This is a genomic window from Vibrio sp. CyArs1, assembly GCF_022432925.1.
GTDB lineage: Bacteria > Pseudomonadota > Gammaproteobacteria > Enterobacterales > Vibrionaceae > Vibrio > Vibrio mediterranei.
In genome coordinates this window covers 1-21,332 of sequence record NZ_JAKRBO010000022.1, presented here as the reverse complement: position 1 = coordinate 21,332, position 21,332 = coordinate 1, and the positions used below count along the sequence as shown (strand labels likewise).

At 44.1% G+C, this 21,332-nt stretch carries 17 protein-coding genes and 1 riboswitch; of the genes, 6 read left to right on the top strand and 11 right to left on the bottom strand.

The window, feature by feature from the left end; genetic code table 11:
* Positions 1 to 389 precede the first annotated feature (389 nt).
* The 8 genes from MMA19_RS26220 to MMA19_RS26185 all read right to left on the bottom strand — a co-directional run bounded on the left by MMA19_RS26220 (position 390) and on the right by MMA19_RS26185 (position 9,345).
* Positions 390 to 1,163, bottom strand: coding sequence for a phosphoadenylyl-sulfate reductase (locus MMA19_RS26220; protein WP_198558359.1), 774 nt, complete (start codon positions 1,161 to 1,163; stop codon positions 390 to 392).
* The gene (gene cysI, locus MMA19_RS26215; RefSeq protein ID WP_038228775.1) at positions 1,156 to 2,889 is read right to left on the bottom strand and encodes an assimilatory sulfite reductase (NADPH) hemoprotein subunit; all 1,734 of its coding nucleotides are present in this window, start codon (positions 2,887 to 2,889) and stop codon (positions 1,156 to 1,158) included. The genes MMA19_RS26220 and cysI overlap by 8 nt, the downstream gene beginning before the upstream one ends.
* A complete protein-coding gene (locus tag MMA19_RS26210) occupies positions 2,889 to 4,763 on the bottom strand; it encodes an assimilatory sulfite reductase (NADPH) flavoprotein subunit (protein ID WP_240207727.1) in 1,875 nt (624 codons plus the stop codon). The genes cysI and MMA19_RS26210 overlap by 1 nt, the downstream gene beginning before the upstream one ends.
* 86 nt (positions 4,764 to 4,849) lie before the next feature.
* Positions 4,850 to 5,080, bottom strand: a complete 231-nt coding sequence (locus MMA19_RS26205; protein ID WP_031495170.1) for a hypothetical protein — start codon at positions 5,078 to 5,080, stop codon at positions 4,850 to 4,852.
* 99 nt (positions 5,081 to 5,179) lie between these two features.
* Positions 5,180 to 5,389, bottom strand: coding sequence for an envelope stress response protein PspG (locus MMA19_RS26200; RefSeq protein ID WP_031495169.1), 210 nt, complete (start codon positions 5,387 to 5,389; stop codon positions 5,180 to 5,182).
* Between the two features lie 166 nt (positions 5,390 to 5,555).
* Positions 5,556 to 6,560 (bottom strand): tRNA dihydrouridine(20/20a) synthase DusA, encoded by a 1,005-nt coding sequence (dusA, locus tag MMA19_RS26195; RefSeq protein ID WP_236111987.1) that lies wholly within the window; start codon positions 6,558 to 6,560, stop codon positions 5,556 to 5,558.
* 225 nt (positions 6,561 to 6,785) lie between these two features.
* Positions 6,786 to 8,072 carry a hypothetical protein gene (locus MMA19_RS26190; protein WP_240207725.1) on the bottom strand — a complete coding sequence of 429 codons (1,287 nt, stop codon included), beginning with the start codon at positions 8,070 to 8,072 and terminating at the stop codon, positions 6,786 to 6,788.
* 22 nt (positions 8,073 to 8,094) lie between these two features.
* Positions 8,095 to 9,345: a magnesium transporter gene (locus MMA19_RS26185; RefSeq protein ID WP_240207723.1), complete on the bottom strand. Its 1,251-nt coding sequence runs from the start codon at positions 9,343 to 9,345 to the stop codon at positions 8,095 to 8,097.
* 468 nt (positions 9,346 to 9,813) lie between these two features.
* On the opposite strand from MMA19_RS26185, the gene zur reads away from it, so the two are divergent.
* Together zur and MMA19_RS26175 are read left to right on the top strand one after the other, a co-directional pair.
* A complete protein-coding gene (gene zur / locus MMA19_RS26180; RefSeq protein WP_006073191.1) occupies positions 9,814 to 10,266 on the top strand; it encodes a zinc uptake transcriptional repressor Zur in 453 nt (150 codons plus the stop codon).
* Between the two features lie 8 nt (positions 10,267 to 10,274).
* The gene (locus tag MMA19_RS26175; protein ID WP_240207721.1) at positions 10,275 to 10,736 is read left to right on the top strand and encodes a chemotaxis protein CheX; all 462 of its coding nucleotides are present in this window, start codon (positions 10,275 to 10,277) and stop codon (positions 10,734 to 10,736) included.
* A gap of 52 nt (positions 10,737 to 10,788) precedes the next feature.
* On the opposite strand, the gene lptG is transcribed toward MMA19_RS26175, so the two are convergent.
* Together lptG and lptF are read right to left on the bottom strand one after the other, a co-directional pair.
* Positions 10,789 to 11,859, bottom strand: coding sequence for an LPS export ABC transporter permease LptG (lptG, locus tag MMA19_RS26170; RefSeq protein ID WP_006073195.1), 1,071 nt, complete (start codon positions 11,857 to 11,859; stop codon positions 10,789 to 10,791).
* A gap of 3 nt (positions 11,860 to 11,862) precedes the next feature.
* A complete protein-coding gene (lptF, locus tag MMA19_RS26165) occupies positions 11,863 to 12,978 on the bottom strand; it encodes an LPS export ABC transporter permease LptF (RefSeq protein WP_006073198.1) in 1,116 nt (371 codons plus the stop codon).
* Positions 12,979 to 13,169: 191 nt separating this feature from the next.
* Between lptF and pepA the strand changes: the two genes are divergently transcribed.
* The 3 genes from pepA to MMA19_RS26150 all read left to right on the top strand — a co-directional run bounded on the left by pepA (position 13,170) and on the right by MMA19_RS26150 (position 18,154).
* Positions 13,170 to 14,678, top strand: coding sequence for a leucyl aminopeptidase (gene pepA / locus MMA19_RS26160; protein ID WP_006073199.1), 1,509 nt, complete (start codon positions 13,170 to 13,172; stop codon positions 14,676 to 14,678).
* Between the two features lie 63 nt (positions 14,679 to 14,741).
* The gene (locus MMA19_RS26155) at positions 14,742 to 15,197 is read left to right on the top strand and encodes a DNA polymerase III subunit chi (RefSeq protein WP_038228766.1); all 456 of its coding nucleotides are present in this window, start codon (positions 14,742 to 14,744) and stop codon (positions 15,195 to 15,197) included.
* Between the two features lie 98 nt (positions 15,198 to 15,295).
* Complete coding sequence (locus tag MMA19_RS26150; RefSeq protein WP_240207719.1) at positions 15,296 to 18,154, top strand: valine--tRNA ligase; 2,859 nt, start codon at positions 15,296 to 15,298, stop codon at positions 18,152 to 18,154.
* Between the two features lie 64 nt (positions 18,155 to 18,218).
* Here MMA19_RS26150 and MMA19_RS26145 read toward each other — a convergent pair whose 3' ends face one another.
* Complete coding sequence (locus MMA19_RS26145; protein ID WP_096444383.1) at positions 18,219 to 19,337, bottom strand: alanine--glyoxylate aminotransferase family protein; 1,119 nt, start codon at positions 19,335 to 19,337, stop codon at positions 18,219 to 18,221.
* Positions 19,338 to 19,536: 199 nt separating this feature from the next.
* Positions 19,537 to 19,713, top strand: a riboswitch (Lysine riboswitch).
* Between the two features lie 48 nt (positions 19,714 to 19,761).
* Here MMA19_RS26145 and lysC point away from each other — a divergent pair.
* On the top strand, positions 19,762 to 21,162 hold the full coding sequence (gene lysC, locus MMA19_RS26140; RefSeq protein WP_081411567.1) for a lysine-sensitive aspartokinase 3: 1,401 nt from the start codon (positions 19,762 to 19,764) through the stop codon (positions 21,160 to 21,162).
* The last annotated feature ends 170 nt before the right edge of the window (positions 21,163 to 21,332 follow it).

Sequence of the window (21,332 nt, the reverse complement as noted above, 5' to 3'; positions counted from 1 at the left end):
GTTAAAGAACATTCTCTTCAGAACTCTGCGTTTCGCTTTCCGTTTGAAGAGGCGGCTATTCTAGCGAGATGATTCTCAGTGTCAAACACTTTTTTCTAATTATTTTTGATTTTTTCAAATCTAACTAGAAGACCATCTTGTCGGCTGAATGCCTTACTGACTCTTGCCTTGAACCCTTGTGGGCTCTGCCGTGTCAGTGAGGACGCATTATAGAGATCCGGATCACATTGGCAAGCGTTTTTTAGGAAAAAATACAAAAATAACGACTAAGCGTTTCTTTTTCATTCAAAGCTTTATTTATCCCACTTTATCCTTATTTTAATTACAAGTTATCCACAGAGTTATTAAAAAAGGAGGGTTTCCCCTCCTTTTTTAATAACCGATTTACTCTAGATTCCTGAACCATCTTGTTCGACGTCATCTTCATGTAAACCACATTCTCGTTTTAAGCCGTTAAAGCGAGTTTCTTCTATCTTCATTCCTGGCTTCCACTTTTCCGTCGAATGAGTATCACCAATAGAAAGATACCCTTGGTCTTTCAACGGATGGTAACTCAAGCCATGTTCAGATAAATAAGTGTCAATCTGGTCGTCACTCCAATCTATAATGGGAAGAAACTTGAATCTGCCATTTTGAATCGCCAGTACGGGCAAGTTAGCCCGACTCTCCGACTGCTCTCTTCTCAATCCTGAAAACCAAGTCTGAACACCCAAATCCTCTAAAGCTCTCCTCATCGGATCCACTTTGTTCATTTGGTTGTAACGTTTGATTCCATCAATACCTTGTTCCCACAGCTTTCCGTACCTTGCCTCTTGCCATTGCGGCGACAACTCTGCTTTATATATATGTAGGTTTAAGTTTAACTTTTCCTTAAGCGCATCAATAAATTGATAGGTTTCAGGAAATAGGTACCCCGTATCTGTTAACACTATCGGGGTTTCCGAACGAACCTGACTAACCAAATGAAGCATAACCGCAGCTTGCATACCAAAACTCGAGCTTAAGATATGCTGTCCCGGTAGATTTTCAAACGCCCATCGAACTCTTTGCTCTGCATTGAGCTGTTCCAACTCTGCATTAAGCTCCGCCAGTTTTAGGATCTGTTCGGTTTTGGTGAGCGAAAGCAAATCTTTCAATGTTGAGTATTCTTGGAGTCTAAGCATAGAAGTCCCTTTTCGATACTTTCACTTCTTGAATGATGCCCGCTCGAATGACAAAGTCTCCAAAGGCTTCACCTGTTTCTCGTTGTTCGGCCCACTGACCAACTAACGAATCGATATCCTCTAGGATTTGCGCTTCGGTGATGTTCTCTTTATACATTTTAGGAACACGAGTACCTGCTTTGTTACCACCTAAATGCAAGTTGTAACGACCCGGCGCTTTACCCACCAGTCCAATTTCAGCCAACATTGCTCGTCCACAACCATTGGGACAACCTGTAACTCGCAAGATAATGCTCTCTTCTTTATTGATCTGATGTTTATCCAAGATAGATTCCACATCAGTAACAAAGCTAGGTAGAAAACGTTCGGCCTCTGCCATCGCAAGAGGACATGTAGGGAAAGCAACACACGCCATCGAGTTTTTACGCTGCTCTGATACTGTGTCATCCATCAAGCCGTGTTCACGAGCTATCTTTTCTATCTTGGCTTTGTTGGACTTAGATACTTTAGCCACAATAAGGTTTTGGTTGGCCGTCATTCGAAAATCGCCTTTATGAATTTCAGCGATCTTTGCGACACCGCTCTTTAAAGGTTTGTCCGGAAAATCTAGTAGACGTCCATTTTCAATAAAGAGCGTTAGATGGTGCTTACCATCAATACCTTCAACCCAACCAATCCTATCGCCACGCTCTGTGAACTCATATGGTTTACTTTGCTCAAACTTGATGCCAGCGCGCTTTTCTACTTCTGCTTTAAAGACATCAATACCTACACGATCCAACGTATATTTGGTTTTGGCATTTTTACGGTTAGAGCGGTTACCCCAATCTCTTTGTGTCGTCACTACTGCAGCAGCCACTTCAAGCGTTTTATCAAGCGGTACAAAACCAAAATCATCTGCTCTTCTTGGATAAGTACTGGTGTCACCATGTGTCATCGCTAATCCGCCACCCACCAGCACATTAAAGCCGACAAGCTTGCCCTCTTCTGCGATAGCAACAAAGTTCAAGTCATTAGCGTGAACATCTACATCATTTTGCGGTGGTATCACTACGGTGGTTTTAAACTTACGAGGTAAATAGTTCTTGCCTAGAATAGGCTCATCTTCTTGCGTTGTTTCTACTTTTTCACCGTTCAACCAGATCTCAGCATAGGCTTTGGTCTTGGGTAGTAAGTGTTCACTGATTTTAGTCGCCCACTCATATGCTTCTTGATGTAACTCAGACTCAACAGGGTTAGTCGTACACAAGACATTTCGGTTCACATCTCCAGCAGTGGCAATTGAATCAATACCGATGGAGTTCAGTGTTTGGTGCATCAACTTTATATTTGGTTTCAGTACACCATGGAATTGGAACGTTTGACGAGTAGTCAGCCGGATGCTGCCATAAAGAGAATGCTCTGTTGCAAACTGATCAATGGCAAGCCACTGTTTCGGCGTTATTACTCCACCAGGCATTCTTGCTCGTAGCATGACGTTATGTAGAGGTTCGAGCTTTTGCTTAGCTCGCTCATTCCGAATATCACGGTCATCTTGCTGATACATACCGTGGAATCGTATCAACTGGAAGTTATCCGCTGTAAAGCCGCCCGTTATTTGATCTTGTAGATCTGTTTCGATCGTACCGCGAAGCAGATTACTTTCTCGTTTCAAGCGTTCGTTATCAGATAGTGGTCCTAACTCTTGACCTAATACTTCTTGAATAGTCACTGATTGCTTGCTCATTAGTACACATCCTTTTGATAACGTTTTGCTTTTCTTAATTCGCTGACAAACTCCTCAGCTTGTTCCGGTGATTTTCCACCATACACCTTAGTAATCTCTAACAGTGCATTGTGTACATCCTTAGCCATATGGTTCGCATCACCACACACATAGATATGTGCCCCCTCTTCAAGCCATTGCCACACTTGTTCACCTTGCTCTAGTAGGCGGTGTTGTACATAGACTTTCTCATGTTGATCTCGGCTAAATGCCACATCTAAACGGCTTAAGACACCCGACTTAAGGTATTTTTGCCATTCAACTTGGTAAAGGAAATCTTGTGTGAAGGTACGGTCACCAAAAAACAGCCAGTTTTTACCACTATCACCTTGATTATCACGTTGTTGAATAAAGCTTCTGAATGGCGCAATACCTGTGCCTGGGCCGATCATAATAACTGGGGTATTTCCATTTTCTGGCAACTTAAAGTTGTTGTTGTGTTCTACAAACACTTTTACTTCTGCGCCTTCTTCTAGATCACGAGACAAGAAGTACGACGCACCACCGTAGCGACTCTCCTCACCAGTAGAATACTCCACCAGCCCAACTGTTAGATGTACTTCTTCATCCACTTCTTCTTGACTAGAGGCAATAGAGTAAAGGCGAGGAGTTAGACGGCGTAGCAATGACAGTAACTGTGATGCTTCAAGTTTGGTTTTCTTCTCTTTAAATACGTCTAATACCTGAGTACGTCCAGCGAACTCTCGCAGCTTATCTTTGTCTTCGGCTAACTTAAGCAGCTTTTTGCTGTTGGAGAGTTCAGCGTACTGGCTAACTAATTGAGGGTTCGCAGCGGTAATTTCATAGTGGCGAATCAGCGCAGAACGAAGGGATAGACTTTCACCGTCAACATCGACACTTTCGATGCCAGACAAACCAGCTTGAGCTAGAAGCGCGTCAACCAACTGGCTATTGTTTTCAAACCATACACCAAGAGCATCGCCTGGCTGGTAGGTGAGACCTGAGCCTTCTAGATCTATTTCGATATGACGAACATCCTTGCCAGAATCACGTCCGGTGATTTTTTGACTAGTCAGTAACGTCGCAGTGTATGGGTTCTTTTTGGTATAGGTTACCGCAGCGGTATTATTAGCAACCGGCAGTGTTACAACCTCTGCAGCTTGAGATGCGAGGTCAGCTTTTATTTTTTCCAGAGCATTTGCACGCCACTCTTCAGCTGGCGCATCATAGTCGACATCACAGTCAATTCGGTCGATGAATGAGGTTGCCCCCAGCTTAGCTAAAAAAGAATCAAAGTCTTTACCTGTTTGGCAGAAGAACTCGTAACTTGAATCACCTAAACCAATCACACCATATTTTAAGTTTGGAAGTTTAGGGGCTTTTTTGGACTGCAGAAATTCATGCAGCTCAATAGCGTTATCAGGCGCTTCACCTTCTCCATTAGTCGAAGCAACGATAATAACGTGCGTTTCTTTTGCTAGGTTTTTACCTTTGTAGTCACTCGCATCAAACAGCTCTACATCGATACCTAAAGTACTTGCTTCTTCTTTCAACTCTTCCGCAACACCTTTCGCGTTACCAGTTTGTGAAGCAAAGATAATTGACAGTTTTCCAGCAGGTACAGAAGCCGTGGCTGTATTTACTGCACTGGCTACAGGGGTGAGTTGGGTAGGAGCTTGCGCTTGACTCAATCCCCAAAAGTATCCGCTCACCCAAGCAAGTTGGTTAGAAGATAAATTACTCGAAGCTTGTTGAAGTTGTGAGATCTGTTGGTCATTTAATGGTGCAGCTACATTAGGTAGCTCTTGTGGTTGTGTATTGCCATTTGATGACTGTTTTATATTTGAAGACATTGTCACGACATCCCTAATCATTGCGTGACGATAGATTAACCAACCACCTTAATAACAAGAAAGAATAGATATGAATGTTTTATAACTTTTTGGAAGAAGAGAGAGGATTACTTGGCTTCAATTCGAACCTCAGTAAAGCCAACGGCCAAGGCAGACTTAGACGCTTTATCAAGATCGTTATACTGACATTCAGCACCATGAATATCAGTCAACATAAGAAAACCACCCTGCTTGTGGCGAAACTCAACAATCCAACCTTCATCAGAAGAAGACGGTTCTATGATCGCCTCGGCTAACAAGTTCTGATGGTATAGGTGCTTTAACTCAGTCATTGTCATGGTTCCCTCCAGAAATCTCGGCGTAGCTACTGTACCTAGTGCCATACACTAACTATAGCAATTACGCCTTAATCTGTAGGGATATTTGTTGCTATTTTGTTAACTTGATGGTGCTGCTACTTTCTTATACAACCAAATCGCAATAAGGAACGCGATAATATACGGGAGTAAATTGAAGACGATGCCGACCATTCCCAACATAAACATCACACCAAACGAAACAACCACAGCCAAGGTTACTGTCATCACTGTTACGCCTGTCATTACCAGTGTAGCCAAAAATACCAATACGAAAATCAGTTCAAACATAACACCTCCTACGTGCTTGTGACTTCATTAACGACTTAACTTTGGTGTTGCAGGAACTGTTCCAACTATTGTAAGCATTAAAAAATCATACACTTACAAAAAACAAAAACTCCTATTGGCACTGAGCACAATAGGAGTTGGTATTATTGACCAATAAGTTGGTATCTTACACGTCAAGTTCCGCAGGTATTTTCGCTAATGCAGTTTCTAGTACCTCAATGCCGGCACCCTTCTTATGAGCATTTTCACTAATGTAACGACGCCACTGCCTCGCACCAGGCATCGCCTGAAATAAACCAATCATATGACGAGAGATATGACCAAGATACGAGCCGTTCGCTAACTGTTGCTCAATGTATGGATACATCTCTTCCACAACCTGCTTGCGCTTTTTCACTGGAGTATCCAGCCCAAAGATTAGTTGGTCAACTTGCGCAAGAATATAAGGGTTTTGATACGCTTCACGGCCTATCATGACACCATCTAGATGCTTCAGGTGTTCAAGAGACTCTTCAAGGGTCTTCACTCCACCATTCACTGCGATCTGTAAATGAGGAAAGTCTTTCTTAATTTGATAAGCACGTGGGTAATCCAGTGGTGGAATCTCTCGGTTTTCTTTTGGACTCAAGCCGCTTAACCAAGCTTTACGCGCGTGAATAGTAAATTGTTCACATCCCGCCTTTTCTGAGACAAGAGAGACGAATCGCGTCAGAAACTCATAAGAATCCTGATCGTCAATGCCAATACGTGTTTTCACCGTTACTGGAACATCAACAACTTCTTTCATCGCCGCGACACACTCCGCCACCAACTCTGGCTCCGCCATCAAACAAGCACCAAAACGACCATTTTGAACACGATCCGAAGGACAACCCACATTGAGGTTGATTTCATCATATCCACGTTCCGCGGCAAGCTTTGCACACGTCGCTAAGTCCGCCGGATTAGACCCACCTAACTGTAAAGCTACCGGATGTTCTTCTTCGTTATACGCAAGAAAATCACCTTTACCGTGGATAATCGCACCTGTCGTTACCATTTCGGTATACAACAGCGTTTGCGATGACAATAGACGATGGAAGTAACGGCAATGTCTATCTGTCCAATCGAGCATGGGCGCAACGGATAAGCGGTTTGATTGGAATTTACTTGTGTTATCTGGCTTGGTCATTGTTTTACCTAATAATTTTACCCATCAAATCCGCTTTGAATATCGTGGAATTTTCCATGCTTCCCTGATAAAGCGGTTATCGTCATCAAGAAAAAGCAGCCAATCATACACAGAGAGCGGAAGAGTTTCAAAAAGAAAGCGAAGTAGCTAATCATCTAACCAACACAGATATCGCCATGCCTAACGGCCAATAACGGCGCTTTAAAGACCACCAGCTACCTCGAGCTAGCTTGCGGGTTTTATTTCAAACCAACGACTGTTGTCCTTATCATTACAACGAAACGATTTTGTTATTGTGTTTCTATTTGATTGAGTGATTTGGATACAAATATGCAAATCACTATTATCTCGTATCGGTGTACGTTCACTTTCTCCATGCTGATTCAGCACTCTAAAATGCTGCGTCTTACGATATTTGTCTAAGTTGTTTAGTGATATTTGAGTCTCGCAGTACACTGATATCGAATGTTTACTGAGTCTTTTGGCAACAGAGATACTCTCCGTTTTTTGCAAACACAGCTTAGATGATGTTTTATACGGGCTAAATTGAGACTGCATCCGAGTTTTGCGCTTACCAATGATTCGAAAACTTCCAGGTCGAATCAATTTATATCTTCGGTAGAAATTAAATTTGTTAAGCTGCTTGGTGATCTTTACTTTGAGAACTTCTTTGACAACATCACGCCCACCATAAAGCAAGCAGATCAATATAAGTAGACTCAAAGTCAAATGTCCATCCTGTTTCATCAAATGAACATTGAACATTAACACGACTGACATGGCGAGCATGCTGCTTAAAGCAATGGTTATCAGGTGGTTTACGGATGCACGGCGCTGAGTGCACAAGTGCTCATGCCGATAAGCTGGCCAACTAGAGGCAAACTCTTCGATTTCATCATGGTAGCCCGTTCCACGATATGCTTTCTTTCTCTGTTCGTATGGACGCCAGCCTGCAATATGGTTGCGTTCAAACAAAAGTCGAGAAAGACAGTTCAACACAGATTGCGATGACGACTCTGCGTGATTGTCTCTCAACCTTTCATAGAGTTTTAACAGCTCTTGGCATGCGATGACTAATAAACGTTGATGTGATGAGCGCGCCGATGGGTAACGCTCAAACAGAAGAGCAAACTTATAATTTACCCTCTCCACCTGCCAACACAAAGATGGCACGCCAGGGTATCCAGACTCACAACAAACCGAAAGACACTGTGCACGTATCGCAGTATGGAACGACGTTAGCCATTCCACTAGTCTACTTTCAGTTGCAGGACACCAGTGACCCATTTCCAGAGCGATGAACTCCAGTCGAGCTTCTTCAGTTAATAGACTATCGGTGTTGTGATAGAGGAATATCGAACGGTACAGATCATCCGTTGCTTCCTCACTGAACTCTGCAACTGAATAACGTTGGCCATCCATATAGATCTTGATATCTATGGTTCCAACCTCACCAACCCGTAGCATCTGGGACACCACTATAGCGTTGCTCGCTCTCCATTCTATATTCATGATGACAACTCCTACTCTGAGGTTAAGACAAACCTAGTAATCGAGTAGTACAGAAGAAATAGATTAGCAGCCCACCAATATCAACGATGGTGGTTATCGCTGGACTAGCGACAACGGCGGGATCAAGGTTGAGTCGTTTAGTCAACATAGGCAGCATAGCGCCAATAACGGTAGAAGAGACTATTTGGAAGAAGAGTGCTAAGCCAATTGCACAGCCCAACATGGTTAGTGTCAGATTCGCCGGCAACTCAACGCCATAAGACAGTAAGGTCACTTTCCCTAAGGAAATAACAGCCAGTGCACCACCAATAACAATGGCAATGCGTGTTTCCTTCCACAACACTGACAGCCAGTCACGCAGCTTGACGCTTCCTAACGCCAGAGAGCGCACCATCACAGTCGCAGACTGCGTACCAGCATTACCACCAGAGTCCGCTATCATAGGCATGTACAAGGCCAAAACCGTAAACGCTTCAATTGCATCTTCATAACTATGGATCACCATACCGGATAACAAACCCAATATGGCTAAGCCTATTACCCAGACAATACGCTTACTCACATGATCCATAACAGACAGGCTCATATAGTCGCCGACATGGCCATCTTGCTGAATGCCCATCAATCGTTCCATGTCTTCAGTTTGCTCTTCAGTAACGATATCTATCGCCGATTTGGCCGATAGCAAACCAACGGGTAGCCCCTGACTATTTAAGATTGGTACAACGTCAAAACGACTTTGTTTGAGTAGCGCCACCGCATGTTCTTGTGATGCGCTAAAATGACAGCTGATGGCATGCTGTACAATCTCAGACAGTTTTAAATTAGGTTGAGATTTAAACAAAATATCCAGCTTAATCAAGCCAACGAACCGTCCCAGATCGTCGACGATAGTAAGACAGGCAAACTCAACATACAGACTGTTCAATGCTTTTTTCGCCTGCTCTACGGACATATCATGATAGAGCACTGTCATTGCTGCGGAATTAACAGTATGGATAACGGGATGCCTTGCTTGAAGAAACCGCTCTGTATCTTGCTGATAGTCGAACCCCTCTAGAGAATAAAGACGTTGAAGCGACTCTGCCGATAACTGCTGAGTAAAACAAAGCGTTTGCTGAATGTATTCAGCGTTAAAATGTTGGTTAAGCTTTTGTATCTCACGCATTTCAATCCAATGATTAAAAAGAGTGAAATCTACTTGAGTCGCGCCGGACTCGAAGTTAACGGTTTGGTGGTGATTGTATTCGTTTACGGTGTTAATAATGGTCATGATAACGCACCTTTTTATTAGATATGACGATCCCTTGCTCCATTCGAGCAATAGACAAAACAATTCATTTTCAGGTGGTTACTAACAAGATAACGTTTGAGTTTCAGAGAAAGAAACCAACGTCATTTTAAGAGAGCGAGAAAAGGTGAAGGGGATAACAATGTTTAGTCCATATTACTCCAATAAGATCCGCGCTCTTGAGCTAGTAATCCACCTTCGACTGTCGTTTTCCATAATATTTCTCCTGTGAAAATATGGGCGCATGGTAGGTATCCGACTCCTCATAGTCAACAGTGCGAATATACAACTTGGCAACTTTGATGTTGCAAAATATTTCATCCCTTTGTTCAGAGCCACTAGCAGAATAAAGTGACGAATCGGTCAATACGAAAATTCGAGTCAGCCTACTAACGATCTACGTGGGGAATTAGTATAAAATAGTCGGACTTCGCTAAGACAGGTGACCATGTGAATCAAAAGCTAATACAACAATTGGAAGATATCTGTTCCGCAAGAGGTGTGCGACTCACTCCTCAGCGCCGAACTGTTTATGAGCTTATTTGTGAAAATAAGAAGGCCTCTAGTGCTTATGAATTATTAGAACAGCTCAAAGTCAGTGAGCCAAAAGCGAAACCGCCTACCGTGTATCGCGCTCTAGACTTTCTTTTAGAACAAGGTTTTATTCACAGAGTTGAATCAACTAATAGCTTTATCTCATGCTGTTCATTTGGTGAGCATAAGCACTACTCTCATTTATTGATTTGTGATAAGTGCGGCAATGTCGTTGAACTACAAGATGATATTCTGATAGCCTTGTTGAATAGTAACGTTGAAAAACATGGCTTCCAGTTCTCCAATCACGTTATTGAATCTCATGGCATTTGTCAGACGTGTTCATCATTGGAAGTTGAAAATAAATAGAAGAAGTTATGCGCGCTGAATTTGTAAACCCGTTTTTAGCCTCCTTAATAAATGTGCTAAAAACCATGGCGACGATGGAAATCAAACCATTAAAACCAAGAATTAAGAAAGATGAGATTGCTCGCGGGGACGTATCTGGTCTTATCGGGATGGTAGGCAACCAAACTCGTGGTTCAATGTCGATCACATTTGAAGAGAGTCTTGCTCTCGAAATCATGCAGAACATGCTCGGCGAGAGACCACATGGTCTCAATGAAGAAGTAACCGATATGGTCGGTGAAATCACCAATATGGTCACTGGTGGTGCAAAACGAATTTTAGCTGAGAATGGCTTCGATTTTGATATGGCAACTCCGGTGGTTGTCTCTGGTAAAGGACATACCATCAGACATAAATGCGATGGAGCTATCATCATCATGCCTTTTACCTCTGAATGGGGTGATGCATTTATCGAGATTTGCTTCGAGTAAACCCTCTTTCAGTTAGACAAAATAAAAAAGGCTCCGGTTGGAGCCTTTTTTATTATAGTTTTCTGCGCAGAAGCAACATGGCTATGGTTAAAAACACCAAACTAGGCCCTAAGGCACCAAACAACGGCGACATCCCATATACAAGGCTAACTGGCCCAAAGAATTCACTCGAAATGTAGAACGTAAAACCTGCAATGACACCAGACAGAATACGCGCACCCATAGTTACACTTCTTAAAGGACCAAACACAAAAGACAGTGCCATTAACATCATTACCGCGACTGAAATTGGCTGTGTCGCTTTACGCCAAAATGCCAGTTCATAACGAGATGCATCCTGTTCAGAGTCTTTCAGGTATTGGGTATAATCCCACAATCCACTTAACGGCAACTCATTAAGATCCACAGTAACAATCGCTAGCTTGTCAGGCACCAGTGAAGTTTCCCAAACTTGCTTGTCGAGCGTCTCTTTTGATAATGCCTCATCGTTTTTCATGTCTGTAATTTGAATTCGGTGCATCTCCCAACGATTATCGCCAAGATAATCTGCAGATTCCGCAAACACCGTTTCTTTGAGCTGTTTATTCTCACCGAAGCGCCAAATATTCAATCCTTCAACAGACTCGCCATTGACCTTAGAGATAAAAATGAAGTCGTTCGCATCCCGAGCCCAGACACCGTTCCTAACTGATACAATGCTACCTCCGGATGTCGCTTGAAGGCGCAAATCGCGAGCCATTTGCTGAGTGGTTGGTGCCCCCCACTCCCCTAATGCCATCACTACCACCATCAAAGGCACTGCCGTCTTAAGTACTGAAAGACCAATACGTAGCTTCGAAATCCCGGCCGCTTGCATAACAACAAGCTCGGAGCTGCTCGCTAACATACCTAAGCCGACTAAGGAGCCCAGTAGCGCAGCCATAGAGAAAAACAACTCAATATCACGCGGCATCCCTAATATCACAAAGTACAATGCCGACAGCATGGTGTAGCTCCCCTCGCCAACTGAACGAAGCTGTTCGACAAATTTGATCACTGCAGATAAGCCAACGAAAACCGAGAGCACTAATATGATCGTGGTAATGATTGTCTTACCCACGTAGACGTCTAGTATTCTAAACACGCTCTAAGCTACCTCTCGTCTTTGCATGCGCTTACGACGCAGTTTCTCTCTGAATTTCCTCACACCGACCGTATCCCAAGTATTGACACCGATCGCGGCAAGCAGCAATGCAAAGTTTACTGGCCATAATCCGATGTACGACGGAAAAGCCCCATCTTCTAGCGCCGATTTCATTGCACTGATCGCCATAAAATAAGCGAAGTAAGCCAAGATTGCTGGCCCCATTTTGGCAAACTTGCTTTGCCTTGGGTTTACCGCCGACAAAGGCACCACCAGCATGGTTAATAATGGAATACATACCACCAAGGAGATTCGCCAATGGAGCTCAGCTTGCGCTTTAGGATCAGGGTTACCCAATAACTCCATAGTGGGTATGGCCATCCAAGAGCGCCCACGCTGTTGGACTTCGCGCTGCCCAATGACCCCTTCATAATCGGTAAACTCTGTAACCATATACTCAAGACGAGTCGGCACCCCTTCATAACGAACACCGTCATAGAGCGCAATCACTTGTCGACCATCACTTAACTCTTTTACATCACCAGATTTCGCCGATATCACACTAGGTAACACCGAATCTCTTGGATTTAACTGAGCAACGAAGACATTGGTTAGCTTTTTATCTTTTATGCTGTCAATAAAGACAACCGAAGAACCGTCAGGGGTTCGTTGGAAGCTACCCGTTTGCAAAAGCTCCACCGAGTTTTCCGATGCAAGCCGTTCACGAATCTGCACTTCTTGCTCTTGAGTCCAAGGGGCTAACCAGAATGCATTAAACGCAGCTAGAGAAGTGGTCAGTACCGCTAAATACATAGCCGCACGAATAAGAAATTTATTACCTATCCCGGTCGCATTCATTACCGTGATTTCACTTTCTGCGTATAAACGCCCGAAAGTAACTAGGATTCCGATATAAATACTCAATGGGAACATCAATAGTCCCATTGTCGGCATACTAATACCCGCTAAAGTCATAATCAGACCAGCAGGAATATCTCCATCGGAAGCATCAGCAAGCACTTGGATAAATTGACGACTGAAAAACACTAAAAAGAGCACTAAAAAGATGGCTAATTGGCTCTTAACTGTTTCTCTGATCAAATATCTAACAATAATCACAGTGAAAACACCTATACAAAACTTGTTTTTTTGATTGAATCGCTATAGTTTTCGGGTAAACCTTTTATTTTTTACTTTTTTGATCGATTCTTATCTTTAGATTATAGGCCGAAATGGCTCATAGGATTCAAGCATTAAGAATCGATTATCCAACATTTAGTTCTATTTGTCTTTAGGATGTAGGAGTACGCATGGAGTTTAGTGTTAAAAGTGGCAGTCCAGAGAAGCAGCGCAGTGCATGCATCGTCGTTGGCGTATTTGAGCCACGTCGTCTCTCTCCGGTTGCAGAGCAGCTTGATAAAATCAGCGATGGCTATATTAGCTCTTTGCTACGTCGTGGCGACCTAGAAGGTAAGCCAGGTCAAATGCTGCTACTGCATCAAGTACCTGGGGTGCTTTCAGAGCGCGTTCTGTTAGTTGGCTGTGGTAAAGAGCGAGAGCTTGGTGAGCGCCAATATAAAGAAATCATTCAAAAAACCATCAGCACGTTGAACGAGACTGGTTCTATGGAAGCCGTATGTTTCCTCACAGAGCTGCACGTTAAAGGCCGCGATACATACTGGAAAGTACGTCAAGCTGTTGAAGCAACGAAAGATGGTCTTTATACCTTCGATCAATTCAAGAGTAGTAAACCAGAAACACGTCGTCCACTGCGTAAGCTAGTATTCAACGTACCTACTCGTCGTGAGTTAAATCTTGGTGAAAAAGCGATTGCTCATGGTCTAGCGATTGCTTCAGGTGTTAAAGCATCGAAAGATCTTGGCAACATGCCACCAAATATCGCAAACCCAGCTTATCTTGCTTCTCAAGCTCGTCGCTTGGCTGATGATTACGACACCATTTCAACCAAGATCATTGGTGAACAAGAAATGGAAAAACTAGGTATGACGTCTTACCTAGCTGTCGGTCGTGGATCAAAGAATGAATCTATGATGTCTATCATGGAGTACAAGGGCAACCCAGATCCAGATGCGAAGCCAATTGTTTTAGTTGGTAAGGGCCTAACGTTCGATTCAGGCGGTATCTCACTAAAACCTGGCGAAGCCATGGATGAGATGAAATACGATATGTGTGGCGCAGCGTCGGTATTCGGTACCATGAAAGCGCTGGCTAAGCTGAACCTACCAATCAACGTGGTTGCAGTACTAGCTGGCTGTGAAAACATGCCTGGCAGTAATGCCTATCGCCCAGGTGATATCCTCACGACTATGTCTGGCCTTACCGTTGAAGTATTAAATACAGACGCAGAAGGTCGCTTGGTTCTGTGTGACGCATTAACTTATGTCGAACGCTATGAGCCGGAATGTGTTGTTGATGTTGCCACTCTTACGGGTGCATGTGTGATTGCACTAGGTCATCATATCAGTGGTGTGATTTCAAACCACAACCCACTGTCACATGAACTTGTTAACGCCTCTGAGCAAGCTGGCGATCGCGCTTGGCGTCTACCAATGGCAGACGAATACCAAGAGCAACTAGCAAGCCCATTTGCTGATATGGCAAATATTGGTGGCCGCCCTGGCGGTACGATTACAGCTGGTTGTTTCTTATCTCGATTTGCTAAGAAATATCACTGGGCACACTTAGATATTGCTGGTACAGCATGGAAATCAGGCAAAGCGAAAGGCTCAACGGGTCGTCCTGTCTCGCTACTTGTCCAATTCTTGCTAAACCGCAGTGGCCAAGAGACTGAAGAGTAAACAGAAGGGCCGAAAGGCCCTTTTTTATTGCTTACCAATAACCAGAGCAAAGCGGCATTTCACATGAATACGGCAACCTTCTACATCATTAATGAAGACTCCGAACAAGCCTCTCAACAGGGGTGGTTTGCCTATGTGCATTTTCTCTGTCGCCATTTTACAGCGCAAGGTGCCAAACTCTATATTAACTGCAGTGACAAAGCCGAAGCTGAGTTGTTGGCTGAGTATTTCTGGCAAGTGACTCCCGAACAATTTATTGCCCACAATCTCATTGGCGAAGGACCTAAAAATGGCACGCCGGTAGAGATTGGTCATGAGGGCCTTAAACCCAGTTGGAATCGGCAACTAGCAATAAATTTGGCGAATAGTCACGCAACCTTTGCGCAGGCCTTTGGTCAAGTGGTAGACTTCGTCCCTTGCGAAGAAAAAGCTAAGCAAACTGCGCGAGAAAGGTATAAAATTTACCGTCAAGCGGGCTATCAGCTTCAAACCATTGAGATTCAACATTCAGAATCCTAATCAAGGTCAATCCTTATAAGTAAGCGTTAATTTCCCTGCGTTTATTTATAAGGTTTGGCAAATTTCTTTCACAGATTAAAGTAAGTATCCAGAAAGCTATGGAAAAGACATATAACCCACAATCTATCGAACAAGCTCTGTATAAGACTTGGGAAGAGAAAGGCTACTTTAAGCCTCACGGTGACACGACTAAAGAATCATACAGCATCATGATCCCGCCACCGAACGTCACTGGTAGCCTACATATGGGTCATGCATTCCAAGACACCATCATGGATACGCTAATCCGTGCCGAGCGTATGAAGGGCAAAAACACCCTTTGGCAAGTAGGTACTGACCACGCTGGTATCGCAACTCAAATGGTCGTTGAGCGTAAGATTGCCGCTGAAGAAGGCAAGACTAAGCACGATTATGGCCGTGAAGCTTTCATCGACAAGATCTGGGAATGGAAAGGCGAGTCTGGCGGCACAATTACTAAACAGCTTCGCCGTCTAGGCGCATCTGTAGACTGGGATCGTGAGCGATTCACTATGGATGACGGCCTATCTAATGCCGTTCAAGAAGTCTTTGTTCGTCTATACGAAGATGATCTTATCTATCGTGGTAAGCGCCTAGTTAACTGGGATCCAAAGCTACACACAGCGATTTCTGATCTAGAAGTTGAAAACAAAGACAAGAAAGGCCACATGTGGCACTTCCGCTACCCTCTAGCTGATGGCGTAAAAACAGCAGAAGGTAAAGACTACATTGTTGTCGCAACTACTCGTCCAGAAACTATGCTGGGCGATACTGGTGTTGCGGTAAACCCTGAAGATCCTCGCTATAAAGATCTTATCGGCAAAGAAATCCTGCTTCCTATCGTAGACCGTCGTATTCCAATCGTAGGTGACGAGCATGCTGATATGGAAAAAGGCACGGGTTGTGTGAAGATCACACCTGCACACGACTTTAACGACTATGAAGTTGGTAAACGTCACCAGTTGCCAATGATCAACATCCTAACGTTCAATGCAGATATTCGTGACGCAGCAGAAGTATTCACCACAAATGGTGAAGCAAGCGATGCGTATTCAACAGAGCTTCCAGCTAAATATCATGGCATGGAGCGTTTCGCTGCTCGTAAAGCTATCGTTGCCGAGTTCGAAGAGCTTGGTCTTCTGGACGAAATCAAAGATCACGACCTGACCGTACCTTATGGCGACCGTGGTGGCGTGGTAATTGAGCCAATGCTAACTGACCAATGGTATGTTCGTACTGCACCTCTAGCAGAGACAGCAACCAAAGCAGTTGAAGATGGCGAAATCCAATTCGTGCCTAAACAATATGAAAACATGTACTTCTCTTGGATGCGTGACATTCAAGACTGGTGTATCTCTCGCCAGCTATGGTGGGGTCACCGCATTCCAGCATGGTATGACAACGACGGTAACGTTTATGTAGGTCGTACCGAAGAGGAAGTGCGTGAGAACAATGGTCTAGCGCCAGTTGTTGTTCTGCGTCAAGACGACGACGTTCTTGATACTTGGTTCTCATCTGCACTGTGGACATTCGGTACTCAAGGCTGGCCAGAAAACACTGATGACCTGAAAACTTTCCACCCATCAGATGTACTGGTTACAGGTTTCGACATCATCTTCTTCTGGGTTGCTCGCATGATCATGATGACCATGCACTTCTGTAAAGATGAAAACGGCAAACCACAGGTACCATTCAAGACGGTATACGTTACGGGTCTAATCCGTGACGAAAACGGCGACAAGATGTCGAAGTCTAAAGGTAATGTTCTTGACCCAATCGATATGATTGATGGTATCGATCTTGAATCTCTAGTAGAGAAGCGCACTGGCAACATGATGCAACCTCAACTAGCGAAGAAGATTGAAAAGAACACTCGTAAGACATTCGAAAATGGTATCGAACCTTATGGTACTGATGCACTTCGTTTCACTCTTGCAGCAATGGCATCTACTGGTCGTGATATCAACTGGGATATGAAGCGTCTAGAAGGTTACCGTAACTTCTGTAACAAGCTATGGAACGCAAGCCGTTACGTACTTATGAACACAGAAGATCAAGATTGTGGTTTCAACGGTGGTGAGATTGAATATTCACTTGCAGACAAGTGGATCGAGTCTCAGTTTGAACTTGCTGCAAAAGAGTTCAACGGTCACATCGACAACTACCGTCTAGATATGGCTGCAAACACCATTTATGAGTTCATCTGGAACCAATTCTGTGACTGGTACTTAGAGCTGACTAAACCCGTTCTATGGAAAGGTAACGAAGCTCAGCAACGTGGTACACGTCGCACGCTGATCACAGTATTAGAGAAGACACTGCGTCTAGCTCACCCAGTACTCCCATACATCACTGAAACTATCTGGCAGAGCGTCAAACCTCTTGTTGATGGTGTTGAAGGTGATACGATCATGCTTCAAGCGCTTCCTCAGTTTGAAGAAGCAAACTTCAACCAAGAAGCACTTGACGATATTGAGTGGGTGAAAGCATTCATCACTAGCATCCGTAACCTACGTGCTGAGTACGATATTGCTCCAAGCAAAGCGCTAGATGTCATGCTTAAAGTTGCTGACGATAAAGACGCCGCTCGCCTAGAAGCGAACAAAGCAGTTCTTGTCTCTCTTGCTAAGCTTGAAGACATCAAAGTACTGACAGCTGGCGAAGAGACTCCAGCATGTGCTACAGCACTGGTTGGTAAATCTGAGCTTATGATTCCTATGGCTGGTCTAATCGATAAAGATGCAGAACTGGATCGTCTAGCGAAAGAAATCACTAAGACACAAGGTGAAGTAAAACGTATCGAAGGCAAGCTTGGTAACGAAGGTTTTGTCGCGAAAGCACCTGAAGCAGTTGTTGCGAAAGAACGTGAGAAACTTGAAGGTTACAAAGAGATGTTAGTTAAACTGGAAGAGCAAAAGCAAACTATTGCCGCGCTTTAAGCTTAGCTAAATCCATATAAAAAACCGAGGGCCTAGCTCTCGGCTTTTTATTAGCTAACAACTATTACTTCAAGACCGTTTCGAGTGCTTTAAGGCATAGGGCAACGTTCTCTCTTCTGGCCCCATACCCCATCAAACCAATTCGCCATGCTTTACCAGCTAACGCACCTAAACCCGCACCAATTTCTAAGTTGTACTGTTCTAAAAGCTGAGAGCGCACTGCTGCATCGTCAACACCTTCCGGCAAGTAAACAGCATTAAGCTGAGGTAATCGGCTGCCTTCTTCAACAACGAAGCTCAACCCAAGCTGTTCTAGTCCTTCTTTGAGCAACAAGTGCATGTCTTTATGGCGCTGCCATGCATTCTCTAGTCCTTCATTTTTGAGTAAGACTAGCGACTCATGCAATGCGTACAAACTATTCACTGGCGCGGTATGGTGATAGCTGCGCTTCCCTTCTCCACTCCAATAGCCCAAAACCAAGCTTTGATCGAGGAACCAACTCTGAACGGTCGTTTTGCGAGATTTAATTACCTCGATGGCCGCAGGAGAAAGCGTGACTGGAGATAATCCCGGCACACAGGATAAGCACTTCTGACTTCCGGAATAAACTGCATCTAGTTGCCATTCATCCACCAATAAAGGTACCCCACCTAGAGATGTCACAGCATCAACAATAGTCAGCATATCGTTTTGCTTAGCAAGCGAACCCAGAGCCTGCGCATCACTTACAGCTCCAGTGGATGTCTCAGCATGAACAAACGCTACTATTTTTGCATCTGGATGCTCGGCGATCGCTTGTTCTACTTTAGCCACAGAAACAGGCGCACCCCATTCATCTTCTACGACAATAGCTTCACCGCCACAACGAACCACATTCTCTCGCATACGTTCGCCAAACACACCATTACGACAAACAATAACTTTGTCGCCTGGCTCGACGAGGTTTACGAAGCATGTTTCCATACCGGCACTACCGGGCGCTGAAACGGCGATCGTGAAGTCATTTTGTGTCTGAAATGCATACTTGAGCAGCACTTTAAGTTCATCCATCATACCGATGAAGAGCGGGTCTAGGTGACCAATCGTTGGACGACTCAAGGCTTGCAATACTTGTGGGTAAATATCTGATGGGCCTGGCCCCATTAACGTACGGTGAGGGGGCACAAAGCTAGAAATAGTCATGGGCAATCCTTTAATGATTTATTGTAGTAATAAGTAAAATATCCTAAGGAAATTCAGTCTGTTCCACAACGGAATAAAAATCAACATTTTTGCAACATCCAACCACTCAGTTTTTTATGGTTAAATTGTGAATCTTCATTGACTTTTCACGCTCAAAAACGTTGAATAAACACACTATCTGTAGCAACCACTAAAAAGCTACAGCGGAAGAGGAGCACTGCCCAGGCAGGTAATCATGTGAAGCCGCAACTTCTATACATGTTACTGATGGGGAGCAGTGCCGAGATGAACTCAATTTGCAGGATTAAGTTTGTCGGTTGAACGGGCTGAATCCCTTTAACTGTCACCAAGTGATTGGTGAAGAGCTTCTGAGGTCCATTCTTTATTCGGATTCCTCCGCTCTATTTTTCTCTTCAAACATCGGATGTTGGGTTACCAACCTTATTATTACTACTGGAAGTCCTGGAGAATTACTGTGAGCGCATTCAATGTAGCTAAATTTGGCGGAACAAGCGTCGCCAACTTCGAAGCCATGAGCCGTTGTGCTGAGATCATCGAAAATAACCCACAAACGAAGCTGGTTGTAAGCAGCGCATGTTCTGGAGTCACCAACATTTTAGTTGAGTTGGCAAATGGAGTAAAAGACGAAGCGCGCCGGGCTGAGCTCATCAATAGACTTAGAGCTATCCATACTGACATTATGTCGCAGCTCAAAGACACCTCTTCTATCGAGGAGCGTGTTGAAGCACTCGTTGAAAAAGTTGCGACTTTATCCGAGGCTGCTTCTATTGCAACATCGGCAAAGCTCACTGATCACTTAGTGGCGTGTGGTGAGAGAATGTCGACTCATATTTTGACTCGATTAATGCAGGAGCGCGGGGTCGACGCTGTGCGTTTTGATATTCGCGATGTCCTGAAAACGGATAGTGACTACGGCAAAGCCGAACCAAATCTAGAAGCGACTAAGCAATTAGCCGATGAGAAGCTTATCCCACTGTGTCAGCAACATGTTGTTGTCACTCAAGGCTTTATTGGCTCTGATGAGGAAGGTGAAACCACAACACTTGGCCGAGGTGGCAGTGATTATAGTGCTGCACTTATCGCAGAAGCGGTAGAAGCTGCGGGGTTAGAGATCTGGACCGATGTCCCAGGAATTTATACAACGGACCCTCGTATTGCTCCGAATGCACGCCCTATTCCAGAAATCAGCTTTAGTGAAGCCTCCGAAATGGCAAACTTTGGTGCGAAAATCCTACATCCTTCAACACTTTTACCAGCATTACGTCACCAAATCCCTGTGTTTGTCGGCTCATCAAAAGCGCCGCAAGAAGGTGGTACTTGGGTACGACAATCCGTAGAAAGCGCGCCGCTATTTAGGGCATTGGCGCTACGTAACAATCAAACTATGGTAACACTGCGTAACCCTAAAATGTTCCAAGCGTATGGTTTCTTAGCGGACGTCTTTACCGTATTGGCAAAACACAAAATCTCTGTTGATTTGGTCACTACCTCAGAAGTCAGTGTTTCACTTACACTTGATCAAACTGATACGTGTGGCGGTGCACCAGAACTTCCTGCTCAAGCTCAACAAGAACTAGAGCAGCTATGCACAGTCGAGGTCAAACAAGGATTAAGCCTCGTCGCGCTGATTGGTAACAACATGAGTGAGACAAAAGGCTCTGCCGCTGAAGTATTCGATACTCTGGATGAATTTAATATTCGTATGATCTGCTACGGTGCTAGCCCACATAACTTATGTTTCCTATTAGATGAAAACGAAGCAAAACAAGCCGTTAAAGCACTTCATGAAGAGCTGTTTGAATGATAGCAATGGTCGAATGACATAGCCTCGTCGTTAGACGGGGCTTTTTTATATCAGATAGAACAGTATAAAGAGTTAGATAGGATATCTTCAGACAATAAAAAACCCGACGCTTTCGCATCGGGTTTTCTAATAAGTGGCGGAGTGGACGGGACTCGAACCCGCGACCCCCG